16 protein-coding genes are annotated in these 25,324 nt (G+C 44.8%); 10 read left to right on the forward strand and 6 right to left on the reverse strand.

All coding sequences use genetic code 11. The features are described 5' to 3' along the window. Positions 1–316 precede the first annotated feature (316 nt). Positions 317–2,506, reverse strand: coding sequence for a DNA primase (locus IQ457_RS02585; RefSeq protein WP_200661971.1), 2,190 nt, complete (start codon positions 2,504–2,506; stop codon positions 317–319). A 175-nt stretch (positions 2,507–2,681) separates the two neighbouring features. Then, on the reverse strand, positions 2,682–3,845 hold the full coding sequence (locus IQ457_RS02590) for an outer membrane protein assembly factor BamD (protein WP_200661973.1): 1,164 nt from the start codon (positions 3,843–3,845) through the stop codon (positions 2,682–2,684). A gap of 867 nt (positions 3,846–4,712) precedes the next feature. Here IQ457_RS02590 and IQ457_RS02595 point away from each other — a divergent pair. The 6 genes from IQ457_RS02595 (at position 4,713) to IQ457_RS02620 (ending at position 12,348) form a co-directional block, all read left to right on the forward strand. Beyond that, positions 4,713–5,789 (forward strand): RluA family pseudouridine synthase, encoded by a 1,077-nt coding sequence (locus IQ457_RS02595; protein ID WP_200662094.1) that lies wholly within the window; start codon positions 4,713–4,715, stop codon positions 5,787–5,789. Positions 5,790–5,880: 91 nt separating this feature from the next. Next, positions 5,881–6,765: a polyphenol oxidase family protein gene (locus IQ457_RS02600; protein WP_207161678.1), complete on the forward strand. Its 885-nt coding sequence runs from the start codon at positions 5,881–5,883 to the stop codon at positions 6,763–6,765. Between the two features lie 45 nt (positions 6,766–6,810). After that, positions 6,811–7,440, forward strand: a complete 630-nt coding sequence (locus IQ457_RS02605) for a flavodoxin family protein (protein ID WP_200661974.1) — start codon at positions 6,811–6,813, stop codon at positions 7,438–7,440. A 933-nt stretch (positions 7,441–8,373) separates the two neighbouring features. After that, positions 8,374–9,828 (forward strand): cytochrome c, encoded by a 1,455-nt coding sequence (locus tag IQ457_RS02610; RefSeq protein ID WP_200661975.1) that lies wholly within the window; start codon positions 8,374–8,376, stop codon positions 9,826–9,828. Positions 9,829–10,037: 209 nt separating this feature from the next. Beyond that, positions 10,038–11,639, forward strand: coding sequence for a flavin monoamine oxidase family protein (locus IQ457_RS02615; RefSeq protein WP_193029961.1), 1,602 nt, complete (start codon positions 10,038–10,040; stop codon positions 11,637–11,639). Between the two features lie 76 nt (positions 11,640–11,715). Beyond that, positions 11,716–12,348: a c-type cytochrome gene (locus tag IQ457_RS02620; protein ID WP_068408754.1), complete on the forward strand. Its 633-nt coding sequence runs from the start codon at positions 11,716–11,718 to the stop codon at positions 12,346–12,348. A 185-nt stretch (positions 12,349–12,533) separates the two neighbouring features. Here IQ457_RS02620 and IQ457_RS02625 read toward each other — a convergent pair whose 3' ends face one another. From IQ457_RS02625 to tolQ, 4 genes are all read right to left on the reverse strand, one after another. Continuing rightward, positions 12,534–13,826, reverse strand: coding sequence for a PD40 domain-containing protein (locus IQ457_RS02625; RefSeq protein WP_200661976.1), 1,293 nt, complete (start codon positions 13,824–13,826; stop codon positions 12,534–12,536). 133 nt (positions 13,827–13,959) lie between these two features. Continuing rightward, positions 13,960–14,976: a cell envelope integrity protein TolA gene (locus tag IQ457_RS02630; protein WP_200661977.1), complete on the reverse strand. Its 1,017-nt coding sequence runs from the start codon at positions 14,974–14,976 to the stop codon at positions 13,960–13,962. A 94-nt stretch (positions 14,977–15,070) separates the two neighbouring features. After that, a complete protein-coding gene (gene tolR, locus IQ457_RS02635) occupies positions 15,071–15,529 on the reverse strand; it encodes a protein TolR (protein WP_068408657.1) in 459 nt (152 codons plus the stop codon). Then, entirely contained in the window at positions 15,526–16,275 is a 750-nt protein-coding gene (tolQ, locus tag IQ457_RS02640; protein WP_200661978.1) for a protein TolQ, read from the reverse strand. Before tolQ ends, tolR begins: the two co-directional genes overlap by 4 nt. A gap of 519 nt (positions 16,276–16,794) precedes the next feature. Between tolQ and IQ457_RS02645 the strand changes: the two genes are divergently transcribed. The 4 genes from IQ457_RS02645 (at position 16,795) to IQ457_RS02660 (ending at position 25,296) form a co-directional block, all read left to right on the forward strand. Next, entirely contained in the window at positions 16,795–18,090 is a 1,296-nt protein-coding gene (locus IQ457_RS02645; protein WP_068408663.1) for an NCS2 family permease, read from the forward strand. A gap of 909 nt (positions 18,091–18,999) precedes the next feature. After that, the gene (putA, locus tag IQ457_RS02650) at positions 19,000–22,233 is read left to right on the forward strand and encodes a bifunctional proline dehydrogenase/L-glutamate gamma-semialdehyde dehydrogenase PutA (RefSeq protein WP_200661979.1); all 3,234 of its coding nucleotides are present in this window, start codon (positions 19,000–19,002) and stop codon (positions 22,231–22,233) included. 11 nt (positions 22,234–22,244) lie between these two features. Then, the gene (locus IQ457_RS02655) at positions 22,245–22,937 is read left to right on the forward strand and encodes a 1-pyrroline-5-carboxylate dehydrogenase (RefSeq protein WP_200661980.1); all 693 of its coding nucleotides are present in this window, start codon (positions 22,245–22,247) and stop codon (positions 22,935–22,937) included. A 703-nt stretch (positions 22,938–23,640) separates the two neighbouring features. After that, the gene (locus IQ457_RS02660; protein WP_200661981.1) at positions 23,641–25,296 is read left to right on the forward strand and encodes a xanthine dehydrogenase small subunit; all 1,656 of its coding nucleotides are present in this window, start codon (positions 23,641–23,643) and stop codon (positions 25,294–25,296) included. Positions 25,297–25,324: the final 28 nt, after the last annotated feature.

A 25,324-nucleotide genomic window follows, 5' to 3' on the forward strand; every position in this document is an offset into this window, starting at 1 on the left:
AAAGTTGTTCGCTAAAATTGCGCTTGCACCAAAAATGCTACTCAATAATATGGGCGTATTGTCATCTATTAAATCGGGCTAGAAATATACAGCGACACAGTTTAACACAGACCAGGCTCATCAAGCACAAGCTAGTGAATCTCGCAGGCATTTATTATCCGTATTGATGATTATTTCTTAGCCATGACATTTTTATCATTTTTTAACCAGCGCTTGCTTTGGCGCTCAATATGCAACTGGGCATAATCATTAATAGTGGGGGCAATGGCTGTGCTTTTAAAGGGCTACCGAAGATAAATAAAGTTTTGCCTAGCTATTAAGATTTCACCGTGGCCATTTGTGCTGAGCGTTCCGCGTGCTGTTCGCGTAGCCAATCATTCAATAACTGTGATTGCTTACGGACAATTGCCAGTTTTATGTTGTCTGGGTTTTTTACCAAGTCTTGAATTTTTTTCTTCATGTGGCGTTCAAGAAGTTGACTGACCAGCTCTTCGACCAAGCCATCTAAACTTAAGATATTACGAGCAGTAAGGGCTTTATAAAAGGCGCCCCAATCACCGCTAAGCGTTTCTTGGGTGCTCGGTTTGACATTCGATAAAATAAAGTGCGCCGCAGCATTGGCGTCTTTTGGCAGATAATTAAGACAGCGCTTAATGGTGCTGACGATATCGAGCAAGGCATTATCTTGCAAATCTTCCCATGCTAGCGGGCGCAGAATATCGGCCGAGGCTTTTTGTTTAATATGCGCTGGTAGCTGCAGCTCATGAATACCTGCCTGCTGCCAAATGGCTTCGATAGGGTCATCGATTAAGGTGCGCGGCTGGAATAAAAAACACAGCTGCAGCTGCTGACTGATGGTCATCTCACCATCGAAATCTAACAGCGCATCTCTTGCGTCTTTGTTTTGATTGCGCCTGCCGCCAAGCTTTTGATAAATGTCATTATTGAGCAAATAACGAAAGCTGCTACCTTTCGGCAGGGCAGTGGTCAAGGCACGCACTTGTGACATCAGCTTGGCTTTGCCTTCGACCAGACTTAGATCATAACGCTCACTCAAATAAGCAAATATATACTGCGATAGCGGCATGGCATTGGCAATTTGCTCGCGCATGGCATCTGCGCCCTGACTTTTGATAAAAGTATCAGGGTCATGGTTATTTGGTAGAGTTAAAAACCGCAGCTCTTTATCATCACCAAGTACAGGCAGCGCCACTTCAAGCGTACGCCAAGCGGCTTTTTGCCCTGCGCTATCCCCATCGAAACTCAATGTCAGGGTAGGGTTTAATGTCAACAGCCGTGATATTTGGCTCTCATTAATCGCCGTACCCATCGACGCCACCGCACCATAAATGCCCGCTTGATACAAGGCAATGACATCCATATAGCCTTCGACCACTAACCAGTTATCAGCGCGCTGCTGGCGAGATTCATAGTAGCCGTATAAGACGTGCTGCTTATGAAAAACGGGCGAGTCAGATGAGTTGATATATTTAGGTTTTACCTCGTCATCGAGCGCGCGACCGCCAAAACCAATGGTGCGACCTTGGTTATCGCGAATTGGGAAAATCACTCTGTCACGCAGTAGGTCGTAATCGCGCCCAGATTCTGATTGGCGTACCAAGCCTAGCGCTTTAAGCCCCTCGATATCTTGCGGGAATTGATGCTCAAGGTGCTGCCAACCAAAGGGCGCATAGCCGAGACCAAAAGCCTCAAAAATGTCTTCAGTAATACCGCGCGATAAAAAGTAATGCTTGGCATGCGGATGAGTGGTGAGATTATGCTGATAAAACTGCTGGATTTGCTCTAATAGCTCGTACAAGTTGCCGTCTTTATCAGAGACACTAGTTTCATCATAAAGAGAAGTTGTATCAGCAGCGCCACTACCACCAGTCAACCATGCAGGCGGATAACTATTATCGTCTTGATCGTTAGCACCTTGATAATGGGTATTGTAGTCATCGGCTGTATAAGGCATCGAATCATACGCGTCTAATGGCGAATAATTTTCATAATTATCATTATAAGTTGGCGGCTGCATATCAGCAGTTGGCAAGTTTGTGGACGTTAAATTGTCAGCTACGGGCTGGCTATGAAACGCTTGCGGTTGCGTTGCCGCTGCCGATGTTGTTGGCTGAATAGCGAGTCTTGGCTTGGTTGCCGGCTTAGCTTTTGGTTTAACGGGCGCGCGCTGATAGCTAACGTTTTGCTGCTCGTCTTTTGGGACTTCAATGCCCGTTTGTTTGGACAGCTCATTAACCGCTTCGATAAAGGTTAGGTTTTCATAGTCACGTAAAAAACTGATGGCATTACCACCAACGCTACAGCCAAAGCAGTGGTAGATGTTTTTTTGTGGATTGACATAAAACGATGGTGACTTTTCACCATGGAACGGGCAGCAGCCTTTGTATTCACTGCCCGCACGTTTGAGCGTGGTATGACGCCCAATGATACTGATTAAGTCAGCTTGGCTATTTAATTGTTCGAGAATATGGTTAGGAATGCTCATACAAAAAACAGTTTACCATAGGACGATTATATTAAGCATCGACAATCAGCTACAAAAAACTGACAGTAGATAAAAATTATAAGAAGTAAAAACAGAAAAATAAGGCCAACAGAACGTTGACCTTATTTTTGATGATAGGTATTAAGCGTCTAAAATAGACGCGAGCCGTATCAATTTATTCAGCAGGTAATGTGGTACGGCGTACAGGATTTATGTTTTGTGGGTCGACATCGGCTTCTCTAGCAGTATCGCCAGTGCTCGATTGGCTCGTCACGCGCTCGGTCGATGCTTCAGGCAAACCTAAGCCTACATTGATACCACTATTGGCACGCTTAGGAGACATATTTAACGGTGCGTTAGCATTCGCTGCCGCCGCATTATCACTTGGCAATCTTAATTGATTGGCATTGCGAATCACTTGGGTTTTGGTAGCACCGCTGTAGTTACCTGTTGCAACCGAGGTATCTTTATTAAAACGGTTTAATTGCCCAAAGGTGAGTTTATTAAATAAAGTACGCTCACGTTTGGTATTGAGCTTGACGCGTCCATCAGCGCTGAGCATGTTTGGATAGTTGATTTGCAATAGCGTCTTATACTCATTTGCTAAGTCATTAAGACCGAGCTTTTCATGGCTATAAGCCAATACGGCGAGGGCATCAGGCACAGATTCACTTAATGGATAATATTGGAATACCCATTTAGCTCGGTTGACCGCAGCGACATAGGCTTCACGCTCGACATACCAGTTGGCTGCACTCATCTCGCTTTCGGCAAACTGATTATAGATAAAGGTCATACGCTGAGCAGCATCGGGCGCGTAAGGGCTGTTTGGGTATTTATTGATAAGCTCTTGGAAGTTGGCAAAGGCAATACGCAAATAGGCGGTATCACGCTCAGCTTGATTGAGCTTAAACAATTTTAGACCTTCAGACGAGCCTTGCATATTGGCCACGCCGCGCACGTAGTAAGCATAGCTGACTTGCGGATTAGAAGGATATAGGCTAATAAATTGCTCAGCGCTGGCCGCAGCCGCCTCAAACTTCCCACTTTCATATTGGGCGTACATCACATCAAGCAAGGCTTGTTCGGCATATTGTCCCGTTGGATAAAAAGTGCGCAGATTGTTCAAATCTTCGATAGCTTGCGTATAGCGACCCTTATCAATCTGAGCGATGGCGTCGTTATAATAACCTTGCTCAGACTTCTCAGCAGTGGCAACCGCATCCACGTCTTTACCGCCAGTTAGGTTTTTAAACGTTTGACAACCCACCAAGTTGACGCTTAACGCCAGTAAGGTGATTGAGGACAGTTTGATAAACGTATTGCCAACAGCTTGCATACTTCTTCTCCGACACAAGACGCGTAATAGCAGCGACGCTATTAGGCTAAATTATAAAAGGGTAATCAAGGTAATAATAAAAAACGATGCTGGCGGCATCCATCAACGGTCTGCTACTAAGTAAGCGCTAGCAGTAAACGCACTCATTATTAACATCGTTTTTATCGAATGCCGTTTTGCCAATATTAATAAAATAAATTATTTTAAAAGTTCTTATTTTAAAAAATCAGTGCCATAGCATACAGCAAAACAACGCTTACTTTATAGAATAACGCCTGCTTCGTCTATTTTTTCGTTATCTATTTTGTAGTTAAAGGGCTAATGCTTTATGTATGTTGGCTTCGGTCTGTAGTTTAGCATGAGCCGTCGTCACGAGCGATATTGAATATGGCTGACAAGGACAAATATACAGTAAATTACAGCCATGTCATATTTTAGAGAGCTAATCTACCAAACAATGCCATCGGCTGGCGGCTTAACTTTTATCACTTTTCATAGATTTTTAACACGGCTCACCACCTTTGAAAAGAAGGTAACGATAAAATCGCAGATAACGCGCAGCTTCTGTAGGGCATAAGCGCTTGGCATGTTACACTATGACGATATGACTGCTGCTTTTTTCGACCGTCCTTATTTTTGCTGGTCTGTGAACGCCAGTCCACTTTCTTATCTCGTTTCCTTATGAAGTCGGCTTATAAAGCTGTAAGCGACTTTACCCTATATCAATCCGCTATGAATAATGATGCTATGACGACCAATTTCCCTAAGAAACAACCGTTAGATACCGATATGTCAGCACAAGAGTTACCAATGCCAAATGAATTATTAAATGACCATCAGCGTGCGCTTGATGAGCAAACGCCGGATATGTCCAATGATGAGTTTGATGAGTTGGTCGCTGACGATATTGTCGACGATGAAGATGAAGATGAATACGAAGACAGTGAGGATTCAGTCGTAGTCGCTGGGCAAGCGGTTCCAGTCGTTATTGATGTCACGCATACCGTCATAGAAGACGAAGCGGGCTTACGTATTGATAAACTGGCATCAAAAGTATTTGCCGATTTCTCGCGTGCCCAGCTGCAAGGCTGGATTACTGATGGCAGCTTACTGTATAACGGGACGGTACAAAAACCGAAAATCCGTGTCAAAGCTGGTGATATCTTGCATTTATCGACGACACTGCAGCAGCATAGCGAAGATCAGCCAGAAAATATCGATATCGAAGTTGTCTATGAAGATGATGATGTCTTAGTGATTAACAAACCTGTCGGTATGGTTGTCCATCCGGGCGCTGGCAATCAGACCGGCACTTTGGTCAATGCGCTCCTGTATCATTATCCGCAGCAGCACCACTTGCCGCGAGCCGGATTGGTACACCGCATTGACAAAGATACCTCGGGACTGCTGTTAATTGGTAAAACCAAGCCTGCGCAAATGGCTTTAATGGAGCAGTTAAAGGACAAGTCTGTCTATCGTCATTACCAGTGTGTGGTCGCAGGGGATGCGGCAAGTTTACTGCGTCATCGCCGTATCGATGCGCCGATTGGTCGCCATCGCAATCAGCGTACCAAAATGACGGTGATGACGGCAGGGCGTGAAGCGGTGACGCATTTATTGAATGTCACACCGCTGAACGATAACTACTGTTTATTAGATGTCGGTCTTGAAACAGGACGTACCCATCAGATTCGTGTGCATCTAAGCCACATTACCTATCCGATAGTCGGTGACCGCGTCTACGGTGGGCGTCGTCAATTGCGAGCAGGCTTAACAGAAGCGCAGCGTCAAGCGATTAATAATTTCCCGCGTCAAGCATTGCATGCTTATACTTTAGGTTTCGTGCATCCAACGACTGGCGAAGATATTGAAGTCACCACGCCAATTCCTGAAGACATGCAGCAATTGATGGCGGTACTAAGCGAAGGTTATGACGAAGAATAAAATCTGATGAGCTCTATTAAATAATGATATTCGTCTGGTAACAATCTGGCTGTAATGCTCTAATAGTAACGATAAGACTGGTGCACTGACTATGCCTAACATAACAAACAATCTGCCTGTCACCTTAGTTGCTCAGCTTGATGACGTGACGGTTTTTCAAACGGCAGCTTTTAGCAGCGATGATAGTGAAGCGGCTAATGAGATAGATAATCAGGCAAATTATGGTGTGCTAAATTTAGGCTTGCATGTCAATGATAACGCCAAAATAGTCTTAAACAATCGCATGCGTCTATTAACGGCGATTAATGAGCAATTAGCGGCGGGGCAGCGTGCGCCAGTTAATAGCTTACACTGGCTCAATCAAGTTCATGGGCAGCAGATTTATGATGTCGATGCGACGGCGCTACCTATACGCCCGCTAGATGCCGATGCCATGGTCAGTCAACAAGTGGGCTTAGGTCTTGCAATTATGACCGCCGATTGCGTACCGATTGTTTTATACCAGCCCGCAACGGGGCAGATAGCTGCTATCCATGCAGGCTGGCAAGGGCTGGCGTGCGGCGTCATAAAGGCAACCGCCGAGCGCTTTGATGCTGATAAACCAATCACGGCATGGATTGGCGTCTGTATCAGTCAAGAAAATTATGAAGTCGGCAGCCAAGTACGAAATAAGCTGCTGGCAGGCTGTATAGATAATAAAGCCTTGTCATCACAGCATCTTGAGAGCTTTGAACAGCGTTATGTCTTAGCATCTGTAGCGGACAAGATTAAACTGAACCTACCAAAGCTTGCCGCTGACCAATTAAGTGCAGCAGGCATTACCGTTAGCAATCAATCCGAAATATCTTGCAGCTATGCCGATCCGCATTATTATTCTTATCGACGTCAAACGCATCTTGGCCAGCCTGCAACCGGACGTATGGCATTGATTATTACCCGTAGCGCTTCTAGAGAGTTGGCTTGTTTCAGCTCTTGAGCTTCTATTTTTATTTCATTTTTAATTGTCATTATTAGAGTTCGTATGAATACACCTGACACACCGCCTGCCATTTTAGAGCATGAGAACAATCTCACTAGCGTCTCAATGGCGGTCATTTATCATAGTAATTATGGGCATACCAAACGCGTTGCCGAAGCAGTGGTGACGGGCGCGCGTCAACAATTACCAGATTCGCAGGTTAAAGCGGTCGATGTGCATGACGTTGATTGGGATTTTGTCGATCAGGCGGATTTATTGGTGTTCGGTAGTGCCGTGTATATGGGCAGCGTGACCGCAGGCTTTAAGACTTTTATGGATGAGACTTCTAAGCGTTGGTATCACCGTAAATGGGAAGGCAAGTGGGCTGCAGGTTTTGCCAATTCGGGCGGTCTGAGCGGTGATAAGCTTGCCGTCCTGCAACAGATTTGTCTTTATGCCATGCAGCACGGAATGAATTGGATCGGTTTACCACTGATGCCAACAGGACATGAAGCGCATGATTTAAATCGTCTTTCGAGCTTTTTGGGCTTGATGACGCAGTCACTAGATGGACCACCTGAAGTCACGCCTGGCGCAGGCGATATTGATACCGCCATTTGGTTTGGCGATCATTTGGCTAAGACTATTATCAAGCGTCAACCTAAACAGCAGATAGTCATTGCAGAAGATTAGAATTAACTAAGGCGTGTTCTCGATTCATAATAAAAAAAGCAGCTATCAAACCGATAGCTGCTTTTTTTATTGGCCATTATTTGTAGTAGAAGGGGTTTGAGGGGGAACAGCGATAGCGGGTCGGCGCGCGTTGGATAAATCTTCCACAATAAGCGTTTTAGAAGACACCCTTTTAGAAGAAACAGTTTTAACAGGTATCGGACTTTCGACAAACTGAAAAGATTGGCAACCTGTCACAGGGATTGTCGCTGCCAACGTAAATATAAAGAAGAGTGATTTCATAAGGACATCTCGAGCGTTATTGGCAACATGGCAATGGTTGGCGATATTAAACAGCACTTATCATAAATAAAATGCTGCATCAGTCAAAAGGGTTTTTGCGAGTAGGGCAACGCTTATTTGGAATGCAAGGTGGATGACAAACGGCCGCTATGTATCCATTATGTACGCTTAAAACCTGTAATAACAAGTGCAGAAGTCGTCTTTTGCTATATATAGAGATTTATATCCACGCTTTAATAATGGATTTAATAAATTTTCTAGGTTTAGTAATTGTTTTTTAAAGGATTAATCATCTTGCTCAAATTTATAATATGAAAATATATAGTGATTAAATATAAATTAAATCTCTTAAGAAGTTTTTTTAACTTTTGTAAAAGTGTGCGGTGAATGAGTTACTATTTAAGTAATAGTGGCGAAATAGTTTTACATTAGTGGGGTGAGGAGACATTTTTTAGAAACTATCTCTATTAAGTTGTTTTATTACGCCACTTTATTAAGCATTTTACTGGACGATTTGCTAAATCACGTAATGGATTATCCGTTGAGTACTGACGTTATTTAAATCATTTTACTCAATATCAAATGTCTTATCCTGACCAATCGTTCTAATAATAATTACAACACCCTAGGTGCCAGCTATATGAGGATATTATGAAGCCACTTTCTGTGATGTTATCGATGCTTGTCATTGGTATTACCTCCAGCGCCGCGATGGCTGAAGGTGCTAACCTTCCTAATGCCAATTTACCCGATGCTAGCTTACCTAATGTAAGCCCCGCCAATAGTGAGCTTGTCAACCGCGGTGCTTATATCGCTCGCGCTGCTGACTGTATGGCTTGTCATGGCGAAAATTATACGGGCGGCACAGCGATTGAAACCCCAATGGGGAAAATTTATTCAACCAATATTACCCCTTCTAAACGTTACGGTATCGGCAATTATACCGAAGCAGATTTAAAGAACGCTTTACAAAAAGGCCGAGCGCCAGACCATATGCTGTATCCTGCCATGCCTTATCCTTCTTATAGCGGCATGAAAGAAGAGGATATTAGTGCCTTGTTTGCTTATCTACAAACCGTACCGGCTGTCGATGAAGCGCCTAAGCAAGAAACCAAATTACCTTTTCCCTTTAATTTCCGTAGCTTAATGATCGGCTGGAATCTGCTCAATATACCCTCTACTGAAAAGCGCGACGGTCTAAATGAGACCCAAAAACGTGGCGAGTATCTGGTCAATAATCTCGAGCATTGCGGCACTTGTCATACGCCGCGTAACAGCACCATGGGCTTTGATAAAAAAATGTATTTATCAGGCGCGTCGCTTGGTAATTGGCATGCGCCGAACATCACGCCTGACGAGTCGAGCGGTATTGGCAGTTGGAGCGAGCAAGATATTATCACGTATCTACGCACCGGTGAGCTTGACCAACGCGCCTATGCAGGTGGGCCAATGGGTGAAGCAGTTGCGCACAGTACGCGTTATCTGAAAAATGAAGATTTGAGCGCGATTGCCTCTTATCTAAAAGCCATACCCGCTATCCAAACAGAAGACAAGGTCAATAGCGTCAATGTGGCGCGCCTGCCAACGCCTGTGAACGAATCTATCACGCATGACTTACTGGCGCAAAAAGACTACTTGGCGCAAGCAAAGTCAGAAGTAAGTAACGGTAGTAACTCACCAGAAGCGTTATATTTAGCCGTTTGTGGTAGCTGTCATGGTGTTGATGGTTATGGTCAGCCTGACGCGCGTTACGCGCCTATCGTTGGACTGAGCAGTCTGCGCCGCGAAAAGCCTGACGCTCTCGTTAATATGATTTTACATGGGGTAGAGAGCGCGACCAATACTTCGCCTATCATGCCAGGGTTTTCAGAAGAGCTCAGCAGTGAGCAGATTGCGAGTATCACCAACTATGTCCGTACTAGCTTTGGCGGTCATGCAAACAGCGAGGTCAGTGCCGCTGATATTGAGCGCATCGCGTCTATAGGCGTCGAAAAGCCTTTTTTAATTAAGTACGCAGGCTTATTAGCGATTATCGGCATCATTGTGGCGATACTGATTATTATCTTTATCGTGCGCGCCATTTTACGTTCTAGACGCCGCCGTTAATCATAGTTTATCAGTTGCAACGGGTTTAGAATTTATTACCAGACAAGGATTAACGGCAAAACGGTAGGGCATGACAGCTTGGCAAATAAGCGCAGAGTTAAGCCAAGCTGATCAAATTACAAAGACTTATAAATGATATAAGCGTTTATTACTAGAAATAGAACAAGTGCCTACGGTTATGTACGAACGTCTACTTTAAGGATATTATTATGAAAGACATGCTTCAATCACCAACGCGGCGCCAACTGCTCTCGATGATTGGTAAAACAGCGGGCGCGACCGCCATGTATCAGGCGATGACGACGTTAGGATTTGCATCAGAATCAAGCTTTAAAGAAACGATGGACTTAAAAGGGGCGCCTCCCGGTGCTAGCATCATCGTTTTAGGTGCCGGTCTTGGCGGACTAACCGCAGCGTATGAGCTGCGTAAAGCTGGCTATGACGTCAAAGTCCTCGAGTTCCAAAATCGTGGCGGCGGTCGTAGTTGGACGCTGAATAGTGGCGATAGGTATACCGAGCTTGGCGGCGAAGAGGTAACCTGTGATTTTGAAGAGGGCAACTATTTTAATGGTGGACCATGGCGTCTACCAAGTCATCACTATGCCGTTTTCCATTACTGCAAACAGTTTGGTGTTGAGATGCAACCCTTTATTCAAACCAACGACCGCGCTTATTTGCACCGTAGTACTCATTTCAATGGTGTGCCGCAGCGCTTAGGTGATGTAAAAAACGATATCCAAGGACACGTAGCAGAATTATTGTCAAAAGCGGTGAATGTTGGCGGTTTGGATCGTTCGGTCAATAAAGAAGATAAAGAAAAGCTACTTGAAGGCTTAAAAGGTTGGGGCGTGCTCGATAAAGACTACCGCTACCGCGCCAGCAATGCTACTAGTAAGCATCGTGGTTATAGTGTCCTGCCGGGTGGTGGCTTGATGCCTGATGAAACCCCATCAAAGCCTTTACCGATCAGTGAAATTTTGGATTCGGGCATGTGGGCCGATATTTATGGTAACCATATGACCTATGCGCATCAGCCAACGATGTTTCAGCCTGTCGGCGGTATGGGTAAAATTGGTGATGCCTTCACCCGCGAATGCCGCGATATGATTGAGTTTAATGCCAAAGTGACTAAGATTCATCAAGATGAAAGCGGCGTTACGGTCAATTATGTCGACAGCAACAGTCCAGATGGCGCGACTAAGACCATCCGTGCCGATTGGTGTGTCTGTAATATTCCACTAACTGTACTGACCCAGCTTGATATTAATGTGTCAAAACCGATGAAACAAGCGATGGCAGCGGTACCTTATGAGACTTCTTATAAAGTAGGTTTAGAGTTTAATCGCCGCTTTTGGGAAGAAGACGAGTGGATCTATGGCGGCTTGACCTATACCGATATGCCGATAGCCCAAATTGCTTATCCTTCAGAAAATATGTTTAAAGACGGTACTGGGGTATTATTAGGGGCCTATGGTTATGGACCGACCTCATATAAATTTAATACCTTAACCCCGCAAGAGCGTATCAATGTTGCGCTTGCTTATGGTAAGTATATTCACCCGCAGTATCCAAAAGAGTTCCGCGCTGGTACATCAGTGGTCTGGCACCGCATTCCTTGGACACTCGGTTGTTATGGTATTTGGAATGAGTCGACCCGCCGTCAGCATTATGACACCTTATGCAGTATCGATAACCGTATTGTACTGACGGGTGAGCATTGCTCACACATTCCGGCATGGCAAGAAGGCGCTATTTTATCTGGCATGGATGCCGCCAAGCGTCTACATAAAAAAGCAAAAATGCTGGGTTAATATGAATAACTATAAAAATTCAGAGGCTATCATGGACAATGCAATCGTAAAGAAGGCAATCGTGAAGAAAAAAGTCATGAGAGAAATGACCCCTAAACTGCTGACTGTGATGTTGCTGGGTGCGATGAGTAGTGCAGCACTTTTAGGCTGTAGTCAACAATCAGACGATGTACAAACGGTGGCAACTCTACATGAGCAAGACCCCATCGTAACGGACGATTATCAAGCAAGCCGTAATACCGGTAGCTGGGGCGGCGTTTACATGAGTCGTGAGGAGCTTACTGCACCAGCCGTCAATGTCGTTGATCACAGCTCGCTTCCTACTATGGACAATGACCCAAGTATTGCTGAGTGGGAAACCAAGTTCGAGGGGACAAATGCCTTTGTGACAACAGATGGCAAAAAACTCTACCATGACTCTTGCGCAGCTTGTCATATGCACAAAGGCGAAGGTGCTTACGGTGCAGGTTATTATCCACCACTTGCCAATAACAGCAAAATGCAGTCAAAGTATTACATCATTGATATCTTAATTAATGGCTTTCGCGGTATGCCATCGTTCCATAATATGATGAATGATGAGCAGATGGCAGCGGTCACGCAGTACGTGGTCACTGATTTAAATGGTTATACGGATACGGTCACCGCCGCAGATGTTGAACAATTGAGACACGCTGTGCCGCCGGCTAGTGATCCAAGTGATGAATAGGGATGAATAATGCTTTTTATTATTCCAGCTCATAACTTTTAAAAGTGGATGGCTGATATAAGAATCATATCATTCTTGGTAAAATAAAAAAGCGCCCGATATGTTTATCGAGCGCTTTTTTATTTGTGATCATTTAGTATAGCATAACCCTATTTTACGCAATAAAGATGGCTAAATTATCTAAGTTATCTAGGGCTAGATGACCAAACTGGGGAGCGGATAGTACCTTGACCAGATTTACCGAACGCTTCGCCGCCGTTCAATGACTTAATAGTCAGTACGCCTTTACCGCCCTGCTTTGAAGCAAAAACCACACGCTTACCGTTCGGTGAAAAACTTGGTGCTTCATCGATACCTGTAGCGCCTAAGTTCGCAGTAATGGCGCCGCTACTGTTCATAATGGCAGCTGAACGACCACTTAAAAAGGCGATTTGCGAGCCATCGCTACTAAACTGCGGGCTGGTCGCATAGCCACTATTCGATACTTGCGTGGTACGGCCTGAACCAAACTCATAACGATAAATGCGTGGTTTGTTAAACCCTGCACGGTCACTAACAAAGACAAAAGATTTGCCATCAGGGGCATAACTTGGTTGTACTTCACTGCTTGGCCAATTGGTCAGACGTCGTGGTTGACCGCCACTAGCGCTCATCTCATAAATATCGGCGCTACCCTCAAAGCTACTAGAAAACAATATTTTGCTACCATCGGGCGAAAATGACGGACTAAGATTGCTACCTGGGAATGGCGTCAATGGTGTAGCTCCGCCCCCGCTTACGTTTTGAATATAAATAACAGGGTGAGATTTATCGCGTTGAACTGAATAAGCAATGCGATTGCCATCAGGTGACCAAGTTGGCGAAAAGATAGAGCCTGCCACTTCTGTGATGGTTTTGGCGTTTTCGCCGTCAGCATCCATAACCTTTAAGCGCGAGATTTTCTCTTTGCCAGTGCCTATTTCTTCGATATAAGCAATGCGTCCTGAGAAGTCACCAGGAATACCGGTAATAAGCTCATATACTTTGTCCGAAATCACGTGGGCGGCGTAACGCATGCTTTCTTTATTATTATCAGCGGTTAACGTTTGCTTGCCTTCTAGCACGCGTCCGGTTTTAACTTCAACGACTTCATAATCGGTGACCACTTTACCGCGATTGCTGCGCGTGCTACCGATGACAAGGTAAGGAATGCCCATACTTTGCCAAACGGGCAAAGTACCTGCTAACTCGCTACTGCTGTGCGGCTGCTGCGGTAGGTTTTGACTGGTTACTTTTAGCTCAGTTTTGCTCAAATCGTTTAAGATAATCGGTGATAAAGTAGAATCGCCAGCAAAGGAGACAAAAGCCACTTGGCTTTGTTGTACCGGAATCTCATAATCCAATTCTAAAACGACAGGTGCCGCCAAGACGCTAGGAGCAAGCAATAAGCTTGAGGTAGCGGCAAGTAAAGAAAGGCATAGTTTTTTATGAATGCGCATAACCAAGTCAAACTCCTAGATAGGGATAATTGTTTTTATAAATACTAAATCAATGATAACGTTAAAATGATATCGCCGCGGGTGCAAGTTGCTTAAGGTAACGTTAGCAATAATATCGTGTATGGGCAACTGCTTAATTACTGCCCTTAAACTGTATGGTAAAGGTGGGATATTTGGGGTCATCGACATCAATCGGTAAGCTGCCGGTATTGAGCACCGCTTGTTTGGCGGCTTCATTGACCGCGCTATCAGGGCCTGACGCTGAGACATTCACGACAGCGCCACTGGCATTGACTGTGATGGTCAAGGTAGCACGCTGCGTCGAGCCTTTTGCTGCTGTCGGCGGATTATAGTTGCGTTTGATTAAATTGATGATTTCACTATTACTGGCGCCGCGACTACCGCTTGATGCCGAGCGACTGCTACCTTTTGCAGTGCTGGAAGTGATGGCGTCACCAGACAGTGTTGATTGTCCATCATCTCCTAAGCTAAGGGTCTGTCCTGCGCTACCTGAGCCGCCCGTATTGATTTCTATATTTTTGTCATTGGCAGTAGGGCGTTTAATCTTAGGCGGATTGTTTTGTTTATTACGAAAATCTCGCAGCCTTTTTTGCTCTTCTATCAGCTGCGCTCTTCTTTCTTGTTCAACCTGATCATGCTCATCTAGTACAGATTCGTCCAACTGCGCTGCCCACTCAGCCATATTGCGCTCATATTCTTGATTTTGCTCAAGTAGGCGCTGGTGTTGCTCTTCGCTCATCAGCATCGGGCGAGGATTCACCGCCTCGTCAGAACGAGTAAAAACAGGCACGCGCTGTGAAATCGGCTCGTTTGGATTGTCGTAGCTGACGCTGTCATCAAAGCTGGTTTCTGGCATATTAGTTGCTGAGCCACTTGCACCGCTATCGGCTGGCATCGCGCTCGCCGCTGCGGCACGATTGGCCAGTATCTCGCCTTGCATCTCAGCCAATTGCTCAGGAGATATCATCACGGTTTCGATGCTACCTGCGGTCTCGACTTCCATGTTTTGATACGTATAAGCCAGTATGCCAATCACAAGACCGTGTGCCAACAAGCTTAAAAGTGTCGGTAAAGTCAGCCCGTTACCTTCAGGTTCGGTCGGTACATAAACGGTGGGCGCATTACGCATAGTTGGGATACTCAAATACGATATTTATCAAATGAACGACTTTATTATAACCAGCTGAGCCAATCAAAGTTAATCTAAGAGCAGGGTAGACAGATTATAAAGAAGGGGCGGGTAACGGTGCACCTGTCAATAGTCCTACCTTTTGGATGCCTGCTTGTTGCAAGGTTGCCATCAGCGTCATGATAGCGCCATACTGATTGTTTTTATCAGCGTTAATCATCACTTGTAAAGGCTGAGCGCCAGCATCGGTATTTTGATTTTGCAAGTTGGTTAAGGTATCAATCAGTTCCGGCTCACTAATCGGCAGGTCGATGTTATTTTCATAACTGATAAAAATCTCGCCGCTATCGGTCAACGATACAATCACAGGTAGCTGGCTTTGACTGATGGTATTGGTTTGCTCTTTTGGCAAATCAACATCGACGCCCGTTATCAGCATTGGCGCGGTTACCATAAATATCACCAGCAGCACGAGCATGACGTCGATATAAGGAACGACGTTCATCTCCGCATTTAGCGCTTTTTTCTCACGGCGATAAGGACTTTGTTTCATAGACCAGTTACCTGAGTACTTTGGCTATTTTGAACGCTTTGATTGGTTTGGCTTACTTGCGTACCCGCTTGCGGAGTCTCAATATTGGTCTCGCGCTGTAGCATGCCTGTCATCTCGTCACAAAACAAGGCACGAGAGTCGTATAAGCGGCTCGCCTTGGCGGTAAAATGGTTATACGCCAATACCGCAGGGATCGCGGCAAACAAACCCATAGCAGTGGCAATCAAAGCTTCGGCAATACCGGGCGCCACAGTCGCTAAGGTCGCTTGCTCACTTTGTGACAGTCCCAAAAATGCATTCATAATGCCCCAAACAGTACCGAATAAACCGACATAAGGCGCCACTGAACCAATACTTGCCAGCGTCGTTAGCCCCGACTCTAATAATTGCTGCTGACGACCCAATCCAACCCGCAGCTTACGCTCAACGCCGTCAATAATGTCGTCTTTAGGCTGACGTTTTTTATGCATTCTTAGGTATTCAGAGAACCCAACATAAAAAATTTGTTCAAGCCCTTGGCGCTCAGGCGAGCCTTGGACGCCTTGATACAGCTTTGCCAAATCTTCCCCTGACCAAAACCAGGTTTCAAACTGCTGGTCAAAATTTCTGGCGGTACCAAGACGCGCACTCATACGAAAAATAATCACCCAGCTGAGCAATGACGCTAATAACAATAATGCCATCACAATCTGTACCAATAAACTGGCTTGGGTGATTAGGTCGATAATATTTAAGGATTCAGGCATGTAAGCGGCTCATGGATAATGAATAATAGTTAATCTAATAAGGGATTTTATATCAACCCGTTAGTGTACTGCTAAATCACGCAAATATCATTAATAATATGTTAATAGCAGTGCATAAATCGCTCTCAATAAATATATGAAAAAAATAATGACAGCACGAGTATTTTATAATATTGTCCATATGGTCAACTAATTTGCACTCTTATACTAAGAAGATGCGCCATTCATTGAAATTTTGAGCGAATTTCACTAGAATGTTATGGTTTGTTGCTGTCAATTTTCATGATGGTTCGTATTTACCAAATTATGTGTGGCTAACGGATTAAAAACATCGTCTCTAACCTTAGTGTATCAGCGTCATTTACAGTCGCAATCTGGAAGCGTCATTTATCGTCGCAATTTGGGTGTATTTTATATGTTTGTTTTAAACGCAGTATCGAGCGTCGCAATTTGGAAGCGACACTTATCAATACAGTTAAATAATGATAATTTACTTACTGCAATTTGGAAGCGACTCTTATGAACGCAATCGAACGCTATTTTGGTATTAATGGTGAAAACACCACGATCAAAACAGAGATTTTAGCAGGTGTAACCACGTTTTTGACGATGGCTTACATTATTTTTGTCAACCCTAACGTCCTTGCTGACGCTGGTATGGATAAAGGTGCGGTGTTTGTCGCTACCTGTCTTGCCGCCGCAGTTGGGTGTTTTATTATGGGGATTTATGCTCGTCTGCCAGTCGCGCTAGCCCCCGGTATGGGACTCAACGCCTTTTTTACGTACGGCGTGGTTTTAGGAATGGGCTACGCGTGGCAAACGGCACTTGGCGCCGTATTTTTGTCCGGTTGTATATTTATATTATTAAGCCTTTTTAAAATTCGTGAATTGATTATCAACTCTATTCCGGACAGTATTAAACAAGGCGTAGTTGCTGGTATCGGTGCATTTTTGGCCTTTATCTCCTTACAAACCGCAGGCGTCATCGTCAATAATGATGCGACGTTAGTGGGACTGGGCGATATGACCGCGTTCTCACCTGCGATGGCGGCATTGGGCTTTATTGTTATCGTTGGCTTGTCGCATAAAAAAATACCCGGCGCGGTAACGATAGGGATTTTATTGGTAGCGCTTATCAGCTTAATTACTGGTAACACACAATTCACTGGCATTATATCGGCACCGCCACCGATAGCGCCAACGCTGATGCAGCTGGATATTGCTGGCGCATTTGACGTAGCGATGATTAGTGTTATTTTTGCCTTTTTATTCGTCGATTTATTCGATACCGCCGGTACCTTGATTGCAACGACCAGTCAAGCAGGCTTAATTGGTAAGGATGGCAAAATACCTAATATGGGCAAAGCGCTACTGGCAGATTCGAGCGCCACGGTTGCCGGTACGCTATTAGGTACCTCATCGACCACCAGCTTTGTTGAGAGTGTGTCAGGTATTGCAGCCGGAGGTCGTACTGGATTAGTCGCTGTGACGGTCGGGGTGCTATTCTTATTAAGTATGTTTTTTGCTCCACTTGCTGGTATGATTCCAGGCTATGCAACAGCAGGCGCTATTTTTTATGTCGCTGTACTGATGATGGGTACTCTAAAAGATGTTGATTGGTTAGATCTAACAGAGGCGGCGCCCGTTGTCGTTGTGTTGTTGTTTACGCCATTAACTTACTCAATCGCTGATGGTATCGCGCTTGGATTTATTACCTTTGCTGCTATTAAAGTCGTCGCCGGTAAGTTCTCTGACGTGAGTATTCCTGTTTGGATATTAACGGCCGTGTTACTTGCGAAGATTGTGTTTATCTAAGATTGTAATTTAAATTGCAGTCATTTTTAGTCATTTGATAAATGCTCAGCTTTGCTCATTAAACCCTTCTTATTTTAAATGAGAAGGGTTTTTTATGCGTAAAAATAAATACTATAAACCGCTATCTTCAGCACTAAATAAAATGATTACGTTATTGATTCGCTCATATTCTGTATGGGTTTAAATTAAATGGCTGAAATAAATAAAGACAAGTCATTGATTCAAAAACGATTAATTAGCCATAGTAAATATAAATTTATAACTAAAGCGTCATTTCTAATAAGTGGTTAATAACCATTTGTTTTTAAACAGTATTTTGTTTGGTTAAAATAGGTAAATTCGTTAGTTGGAAAATTTTTTTCATGCTACCATGTCGAAGTTAAGCGCATCACCTCAATCAACGCCGTAGAGGTTTTTCTTACAGTGAATTAGTATTCTATAAGATGACAGATAAGTGTTTATTAGGCTTTAAGTTTCCATAAAACTCAGATGTTATAAATGTTAGATTTTATGAACGCAAACCTCTATGAAACGTCACTTACCTTTGAGCATCACCTCCTTTCACTACTAACAAGAAGAAGGCACTAATGCCGCTTAGCTGTTTGTTGTTGCCTTTATATTGTTAACGTAGCCCGTTTAACACTAAAACGACCTACTTGACCGTTTCCAGCCTATGCTGGATTTTCTCGTTTTATAATGGCGCTGTTTGGTCTTTTGTTTATTGCTAATTGGCTTATTTCTATAGTTGTTATTATTTATCCACTATTCGATAGCAAAGATGTTTGTTATCAAGAATAGTAGGGGTGAAGTTTTAAGAACGTTTCACAATAATTGCCGCTATATCTTTAGCAATCAAAGCTCCCACCGCACCATTTATTATGGTTTTTAAACGATAGTTATGGAGTTGTTATGAACCCAGTAGACCAATTTACCCCGCAAGAGCCGATTTTATTTAATCCGCTCGATATATTAAAGCCCGCTTATCTCGGTCAATCGTCGAACGAGCTATTCTCCCGTATTTCACCTTTATATAGTGTGGACGAGGAGCGCTGGTTGACGGACTTGTTGCCGCTCGCCAAACCAACGGATGCCGAGCGTGAAGGGGCTGCTACGCAAACTCGTCAATTGGTCGAGCATGTGCGTAATGATGGCAAAGCCGTAAAAATGGTTGATTCATTATTGCTTGAATATAGCCTTGATACCCAAGAAGGTATCTTGCTCATGAGTTTGGCAGAAGCCTTGATTCGAGTGCCAGACAATTATACCGCTGATGCGCTTATCCACGACAAAATGAGCGTCGCTGACTGGAAAAAACACATCAAAAATGACAACGGTTTTATGGTCAATGCCTCGACGTGGGGCATGATGATGACGGGCCGCGTTGTCAGTATTGATCGTGATACTACCGCTGCTGGGTTTTTGGACCGTATGACCAAAAAAATGGGCGAGCCGGTCATTCGTAGTGCCATGCAAAAAGCCATGCGCATTATGGGGCATCAGTTTGTACTTGGCGAAACCATCGAGGGCGCCAATAAAAACAGCCAGCCTTATCGTAATAAAGGCTATACCTATTCGTTTGATATGCTAGGTGAGGCGGCGATTACCCATAAAGATGCGGAAAAATACTTTAACGATTACCTGCATGCGATTAAGGCGACGGCCAGCATCAAGGTAAAAGAAGGTATGCCAAAGCCGTCAGTGTCTATTAAGCTATCGGCATTGCACCCGCGTTATGAAGCGACGCAAGAAGCGCAAGTGATGGGACTACTGCGTCAGCGTTGCTTGTTATTGATTGAAGCGGCCCGTGAGGTCAATGTCGATATCAGTATCGATGCTGAAGAAGCAGACCGTCTTGAGATTTCTTTAAAGCTGTTTGAGTCTCTTTACCGTGATAACTTAACCGCCGGTTGGGATGGCTTAGGGTTGGTGGTACAAGGTTACTCTAAACGTGCGATTGCCGTTTTGACGTGGCTTGCGCGTTTGGCAACTGAAGTCGGCGATCGTATTCCAGTACGTCTGGTCAAAGGCGCGTATTGGGATACTGAAATCAAACTGGCGCAGCAAAAGGGACTGTCCGGCTATCCGGTCTGGACCCGTAAAGAAGGTACGGACACTGCTTATCTTGCCTGTGCGCGCTTCTTATTGTCAGAGCATTTGCGCGGTTTGATTTGGCCACAGTTTGCTACCCATAATGCGCATACGCTTGCTTCAGTGATGACCATGAGCGCGCACCGAGAGTTTGAGTTCCAGCGTCTTCATGGCATGGGCGATGCGCTTTATGACCATATTTTGCAAGCTTACAAAATCCCCGTGCGTATTTATGCACCTGTTGGCGCTCATAAAGACTTGCTACCGTACTTGGTACGCCGTTTACTAGAAAACGGTGCCAATAGCTCGTTTGTGCATCAGTTATTAGATAAGTCTTATCCCATTGATAAGCTCACCGTGCACCCATACGATAAGTTATTGAGCAATGCTACTTTGCACAATCCTGATATTCCGTTGCCATTAGATATCTATGGCGCGCGCCGAGCCAGTTTTGGCCCTAATATCTTTGTAGAGTCGCAGTGGCTACTATTTAAAGCCGCTATCGATAGCCATTTGCATAAAACTTGGTCGGCAACTTCTATCATTAACGGCAAAGCAGTTGATGCAGATAAAGTCGATGGCAATTCTGAAAAACTTGAGTCGCAAACCGTACGCGCGCCTTGGAACCATGAAGTCATCGCCGGTGAAGTCGCCTACGCCAATGCTGATATTGCGCAGCAAGCCATTGATGCTGCCATTGCAGGTCAAAGCGTATGGCGAGCCGTACCTGCTGCCAAGCGCGCGGCTATTTTGCGTAAAGTGGCGAACTTGTATGAAGAAAATTATGCCGAATTGATGGCGCTTTGCCAAATCGAAGCGGGTAAAACCATGCAAGACGGCATTGATGAAATCAAAGAAGCGGTTGATTTTTGCCGTTTTTATGCCGATGAAGCAGAACGTCTCGACGCCAAGGTTTATGAGTTTACCGACTTAGCAGGCAAGCAATCACGTCAAGTGTATAAGCCGCGGGGCACCTTTGTTTGTATCAGCCCGTGGAATTTTCCTTTGGCAATTTATACTGGTCAAATCATGGCGGCGCTTGCCGCAGGTAATACTGTAGTCGCCAAGCCTGCCGAGCAAACCAGCTTAATCGCGCATTTTGCTGTGCAGCTGATGTATCAAGCTGGCGTGCCGGAAGACGCTTTGCAGTTTGTCGTTGGCGCTGGCGAAGTTGGCGGCACGTTGACCGCTGCCGATAATATTGCAGGCGTTATTTTCACCGGTTCAACCCAAACGGCGCAGCATATCAATCAGAGCCTGCATCAGCAAATCAGTGGTGAGTTGCCAGTATTGATAGCCGAAACCGGCGGTCAGAATGCCATGGTTGTCGATTCAACCGCATTGCCCGAGCAAGTGGTTAAAGATGCGGTATTATCTGCCTTTGGTTCGGCAGGTCAACGCTGTTCTGCGTGCCGTATTTTATGTGTGCAAGAAGAAGTAGCGGACAATTTAATCGAGCTGTTACAAGGAACGATGGCTGAACTGGTCGTCGGCAATCCATTGTATGCGGCAACCGATGTCGGTCCAGTGATTGATGCCGACGCCAAGCAAAGTCTGGACGCGCATATCGAGCGTATGGCAGCTGAACCAACGGCGACGATTTTGGCGCAGACGCCGATGAGCGCAAGCTCAGTGGTTAGCGAAGAGTACTCTACCTTTGTCTTGCCAACCGCGATTGAGGTGAAAAGTATCGATGTGATTGGTGGCGAGCACTTTGGTCCGATATTGCATGTGCTACGTTATCAAGCGCGCGACTTGAATAAGCTTATTGATGCGATTAATAGCACAGGTTTTGGTTTGACCTTGGGTATCCACAGCCGTATTGAAAATATCGCCGAGCATATCGAGCGCCGTGCCTTTGTCGGCAATACTTACATTAACCGCAACCAAATCGGTGCCGTCGTTAACGTGCAGCCGTTTGGTGGTTGTGGTCTGTCTGGTACGGGTCCAAAAGCTGGCGGGCCGCATTACGTTGCGCGTCTGATGCAGCTGTGTACTGAGTCGAACACGGCGGTAGAAAATAATAGCACTGAAACCCAAACCCAAATCGCATAAGGAGTAGCAAGATGGCGAATGAATTTAAAAAGAATCATGCCCAAGTTTGTGAAGCTTGGCGGTTATTAAGCGCGGTAGAGCGAGCAACTTATCTGCAAGCGGCTGTTGCTAAATTGGCTTTGCTTACTGGTGACGCCAATAAAGCCAAGCGTTTATTTACCCATTTATTAAATGCCGCGCCGATGCTCGATGACGTGCAGCGTATGACGGGCGCAACAGGTGAGTCCAATGATTTGTATGTGACCGCTCGCGGCAAAACCATGGTTATCGGCGGCGAATCTGCCCGCGCGATGGCGGTGCTTGGGCAATTGGTTGCAGCTTTACTGACTGGTAACGAGGTGATACTGCATTGCCCAAGTCAGAGCGAGATGTGTGTTGAAGCGGCAAAAATATTGCATGACACTGGCATCAGCGATGATGTCTTAAGCGTTGCCAATGATTCGCAAACCATTACGCTGTTATATATCGATCGATTGGCGCAAGTCGCGGTCGCAGGCAACCAAAGCGAAGTGCAAGCCATCAGCCAAGAGCTTGCTAAGACCGATGGTATCTTGACGCAAGTTATTGCGGTCACTGATATGAATGGGATGTCAGAGATGTTAACGCCCGATTATCTGTACCGCTTTGTCACTGAGCGGGTAAGGACCATTAATACCACAGCGATTGGCGGTAATGCCAGCTTGCTCGAGCTTGGCACCGAGTAAGTGCTGTAAAGCTAAATAAAAAAACTAGTATTGTATAAGCGGCGGTCAGTAGCCATTTTTCAAGCAATTTGGGAAATGATTACTGACCGTTTTTTATTGTTTTATGAAAAATTAAGGATAAAATTAATCAGAAAGGTTGGCTAAAAATATATAGTATTAAAAAGCTTTTGAATTATTAAACAAAATAATGTGCTTTTTTGAGTTGTAAGTTAAATAGAGTTAGTGCTAGTATAAGTTAACCGTTTAGTCAGCATTTATTCATTGAATGCTGATAGACAGCTTCAACACGGAATGTTGAGGTACTTTAAGCTAAAAAGGAGTGTGACCCATGCTTATATTCTCCGTTTTTTCGATAGGGTAGTTAGCTTTACCTATACCTATATCCGACCTTTATGACCGCTTTTTAATTGACGCATAGATGATTGGTGAATTAAAAAGTTCAAACCGCAAACCGATTAAGCCTGAGCAAGTCAGTAGTCAGATAGGCAGTCAGCTTATTCAATACCCGTATAACTATCAGTATTGATGTAGGTATGATGATCGTCATCGTATAAATTTTATTAACATGATAATTGAATACTACCTTAGGGCGGTGTCGTAGTGACGCCTGACCTTTGCAGATATTGATTGTTAACATTTTATATTCGATTCAGATAAAACTATGGTTTTTATCTGCCTTTTATTCTGACAGCCGAGCGTTGCTATGATTCGTTTTTATTTGAACGGTCAGTACAAACAAGTCACTGATCTAAACCCGAACACCACCGTTCTTGAGTATCTGCGTCTGCACGAAAAGCAAACCGATACCAAAGAAGGCTGCGCGAGTGGCGACTGCGGCGCGTGTACCATCATGGCGCAGCGCTTGCCTGCTCATGACGCAGACCAATCTATGCAAGCACCTTTTTATACCCTTAATGCTTGTATCACGCTACTGTCATTGATGGATGGTCATCATCTGATGACGGCCGCTTATATCGCCGATAATCCCGCCAATCACCCAGATCGCGCCTTATTGCACCCAGCTCAGCAAGCCATGGTTGATTGTCACGGCTCGCAGTGCGGCTTTTGTACGCCTGGATTTGTCATGACGCTTGCAAGTACTTATGAAAACCATCGCCTGCAACTGGCAGCAGGTTTGGCGTCGGACGATCTTAGTTACGATGATATTGTCGCTGCTATATCCGGAAATCTGTGCCGCTGTACCGGTTATCGTCCTATTATCGATGCAGGTTTAGCGATGGGCAAAATTGGCAAACAGCGCGATGCTGAGCAAATCATTGCTAAAGATTTAACGATAAAACTGGCAACCGATGCAATTGCAAACCGTAAAGATGCTGCTAGCAATACTATTGAGCCTGCACTCACTCAAGCACCACGCAAACTTTTTATTCCGCAGTCCATTGACGAGCTCAATCAGGTGTTAGCCGCGTATCCAAACGCAACCATTTGGGCGGGCGGTACTGATTTGGGGTTAAGCGTGACCCAGCACTTGGTCGATCATGAAGTGATTGTGCAACTGTCAGCGGTTGAGGCGCTAAAAACTTGGTCGCTACAAGACTTACATCAACATACTGATGAGAAATCTAGAGTTAATGCCGATAAAGTTAACAGCGACAAGGTTAATAGCGAAATGAAATCGGCAGTACCATCTTTAATATTGGGCGCGGGCATGAGTTATCAGCAACTGCTACCTGTCCTTGAAGAGTATTTTCCAAGTTTTGCTCATTTATTTGAACGCATTGCCTCGCCGCAAATTCGCAATATGGGCACCATTGGCGGTAACGTCGCTAATGCTTCACCGATTGGCGATTTGCCCCCGGTTTTATTGGCACTAGATGCGCAAATTCATTTGCGTCATTGCGCAGCTATTGATGGTAGCGATGCTAATAAAAATGGTTATATTGATGAGATTATACCTTTGCAGGCATTTTTCTTGGATTATAAAAAGACCAAACTGCGCGCTGGTAGTTATATCGTCGCCCTGCATATTCCGCTGTTGCAAGACCATCAGTATTTATATGTTCATAAGGTAAGTAAGCGTTATGAAGACGACATTTCTGCTTGTTTATTGGCAGCAAGAATCGATTTGGTAGCAGATGGGTTGACGATTAAAGATGCAAAATTCGGTCTTGGCGGAATGGCGGCGATTCCTTTATTGGCGACAAATTGTCAAGAAATACTGGTTGGACAATCTGTTGAGGTTGCCAGTTTTGAAGCAGCGGCGCAAAAGTTGGCGTTAGATGTCTCGCCCATGACGGACGTTAGAGCCAGTCGTGAGTATCGTATGCATGTCGTGCAGCGCTTAATGATTAAATGCGGTAAGCAATTGGTCGCAGATATACAACCTGCGAGCGCTTAACGTTTATCGCCATTTGTAAAGAATACAA

This window comes from Psychrobacter sp. M9-54-1 (assembly GCF_016613355.1).
GTDB classification, from domain to species: Bacteria; Pseudomonadota; Gammaproteobacteria; order Pseudomonadales; family Moraxellaceae; genus Psychrobacter; species Psychrobacter faecalis.

Coding starts and splice junctions, on each gene's coding strand:
- IQ457_RS02585 (WP_200661971.1), bottom strand. CDS start 2,506: ATGAGCATTCCTAACCATATTCTCGAACAATTAAATAGCCAAGCTGAC.
- IQ457_RS02590 (WP_200661973.1), bottom strand. CDS start 3,845: ATGCAAGCTGTTGGCAATACGTTTATCAAACTGTCCTCAATCACCTTA.
- IQ457_RS02595 (WP_200662094.1), top strand. CDS start 4,713: ATGTCCAATGATGAGTTTGATGAGTTGGTCGCTGACGATATTGTCGAC.
- IQ457_RS02600 (WP_207161678.1), top strand. CDS start 5,881: ATGCCTAACATAACAAACAATCTGCCTGTCACCTTAGTTGCTCAGCTT.
- IQ457_RS02605 (WP_200661974.1), top strand. CDS start 6,811: ATGAATACACCTGACACACCGCCTGCCATTTTAGAGCATGAGAACAAT.
- IQ457_RS02610 (WP_200661975.1), top strand. CDS start 8,374: ATGAAGCCACTTTCTGTGATGTTATCGATGCTTGTCATTGGTATTACC.
- IQ457_RS02615 (WP_193029961.1), top strand. CDS start 10,038: ATGAAAGACATGCTTCAATCACCAACGCGGCGCCAACTGCTCTCGATG.
- IQ457_RS02620 (WP_068408754.1), top strand. CDS start 11,716: ATGAGAGAAATGACCCCTAAACTGCTGACTGTGATGTTGCTGGGTGCG.
- IQ457_RS02625 (WP_200661976.1), bottom strand. CDS start 13,826: ATGCGCATTCATAAAAAACTATGCCTTTCTTTACTTGCCGCTACCTCA.
- IQ457_RS02630 (WP_200661977.1), bottom strand. CDS start 14,976: ATGCGTAATGCGCCCACCGTTTATGTACCGACCGAACCTGAAGGTAAC.
- tolR (WP_068408657.1), bottom strand. CDS start 15,529: ATGAAACAAAGTCCTTATCGCCGTGAGAAAAAAGCGCTAAATGCGGAG.
- tolQ (WP_200661978.1), bottom strand. CDS start 16,275: ATGCCTGAATCCTTAAATATTATCGACCTAATCACCCAAGCCAGTTTA.
- IQ457_RS02645 (WP_068408663.1), top strand. CDS start 16,795: ATGAACGCAATCGAACGCTATTTTGGTATTAATGGTGAAAACACCACG.
- putA (WP_200661979.1), top strand. CDS start 19,000: ATGAACCCAGTAGACCAATTTACCCCGCAAGAGCCGATTTTATTTAAT.
- IQ457_RS02655 (WP_200661980.1), top strand. CDS start 22,245: ATGGCGAATGAATTTAAAAAGAATCATGCCCAAGTTTGTGAAGCTTGG.
- IQ457_RS02660 (WP_200661981.1), top strand. CDS start 23,641: ATGATTCGTTTTTATTTGAACGGTCAGTACAAACAAGTCACTGATCTA.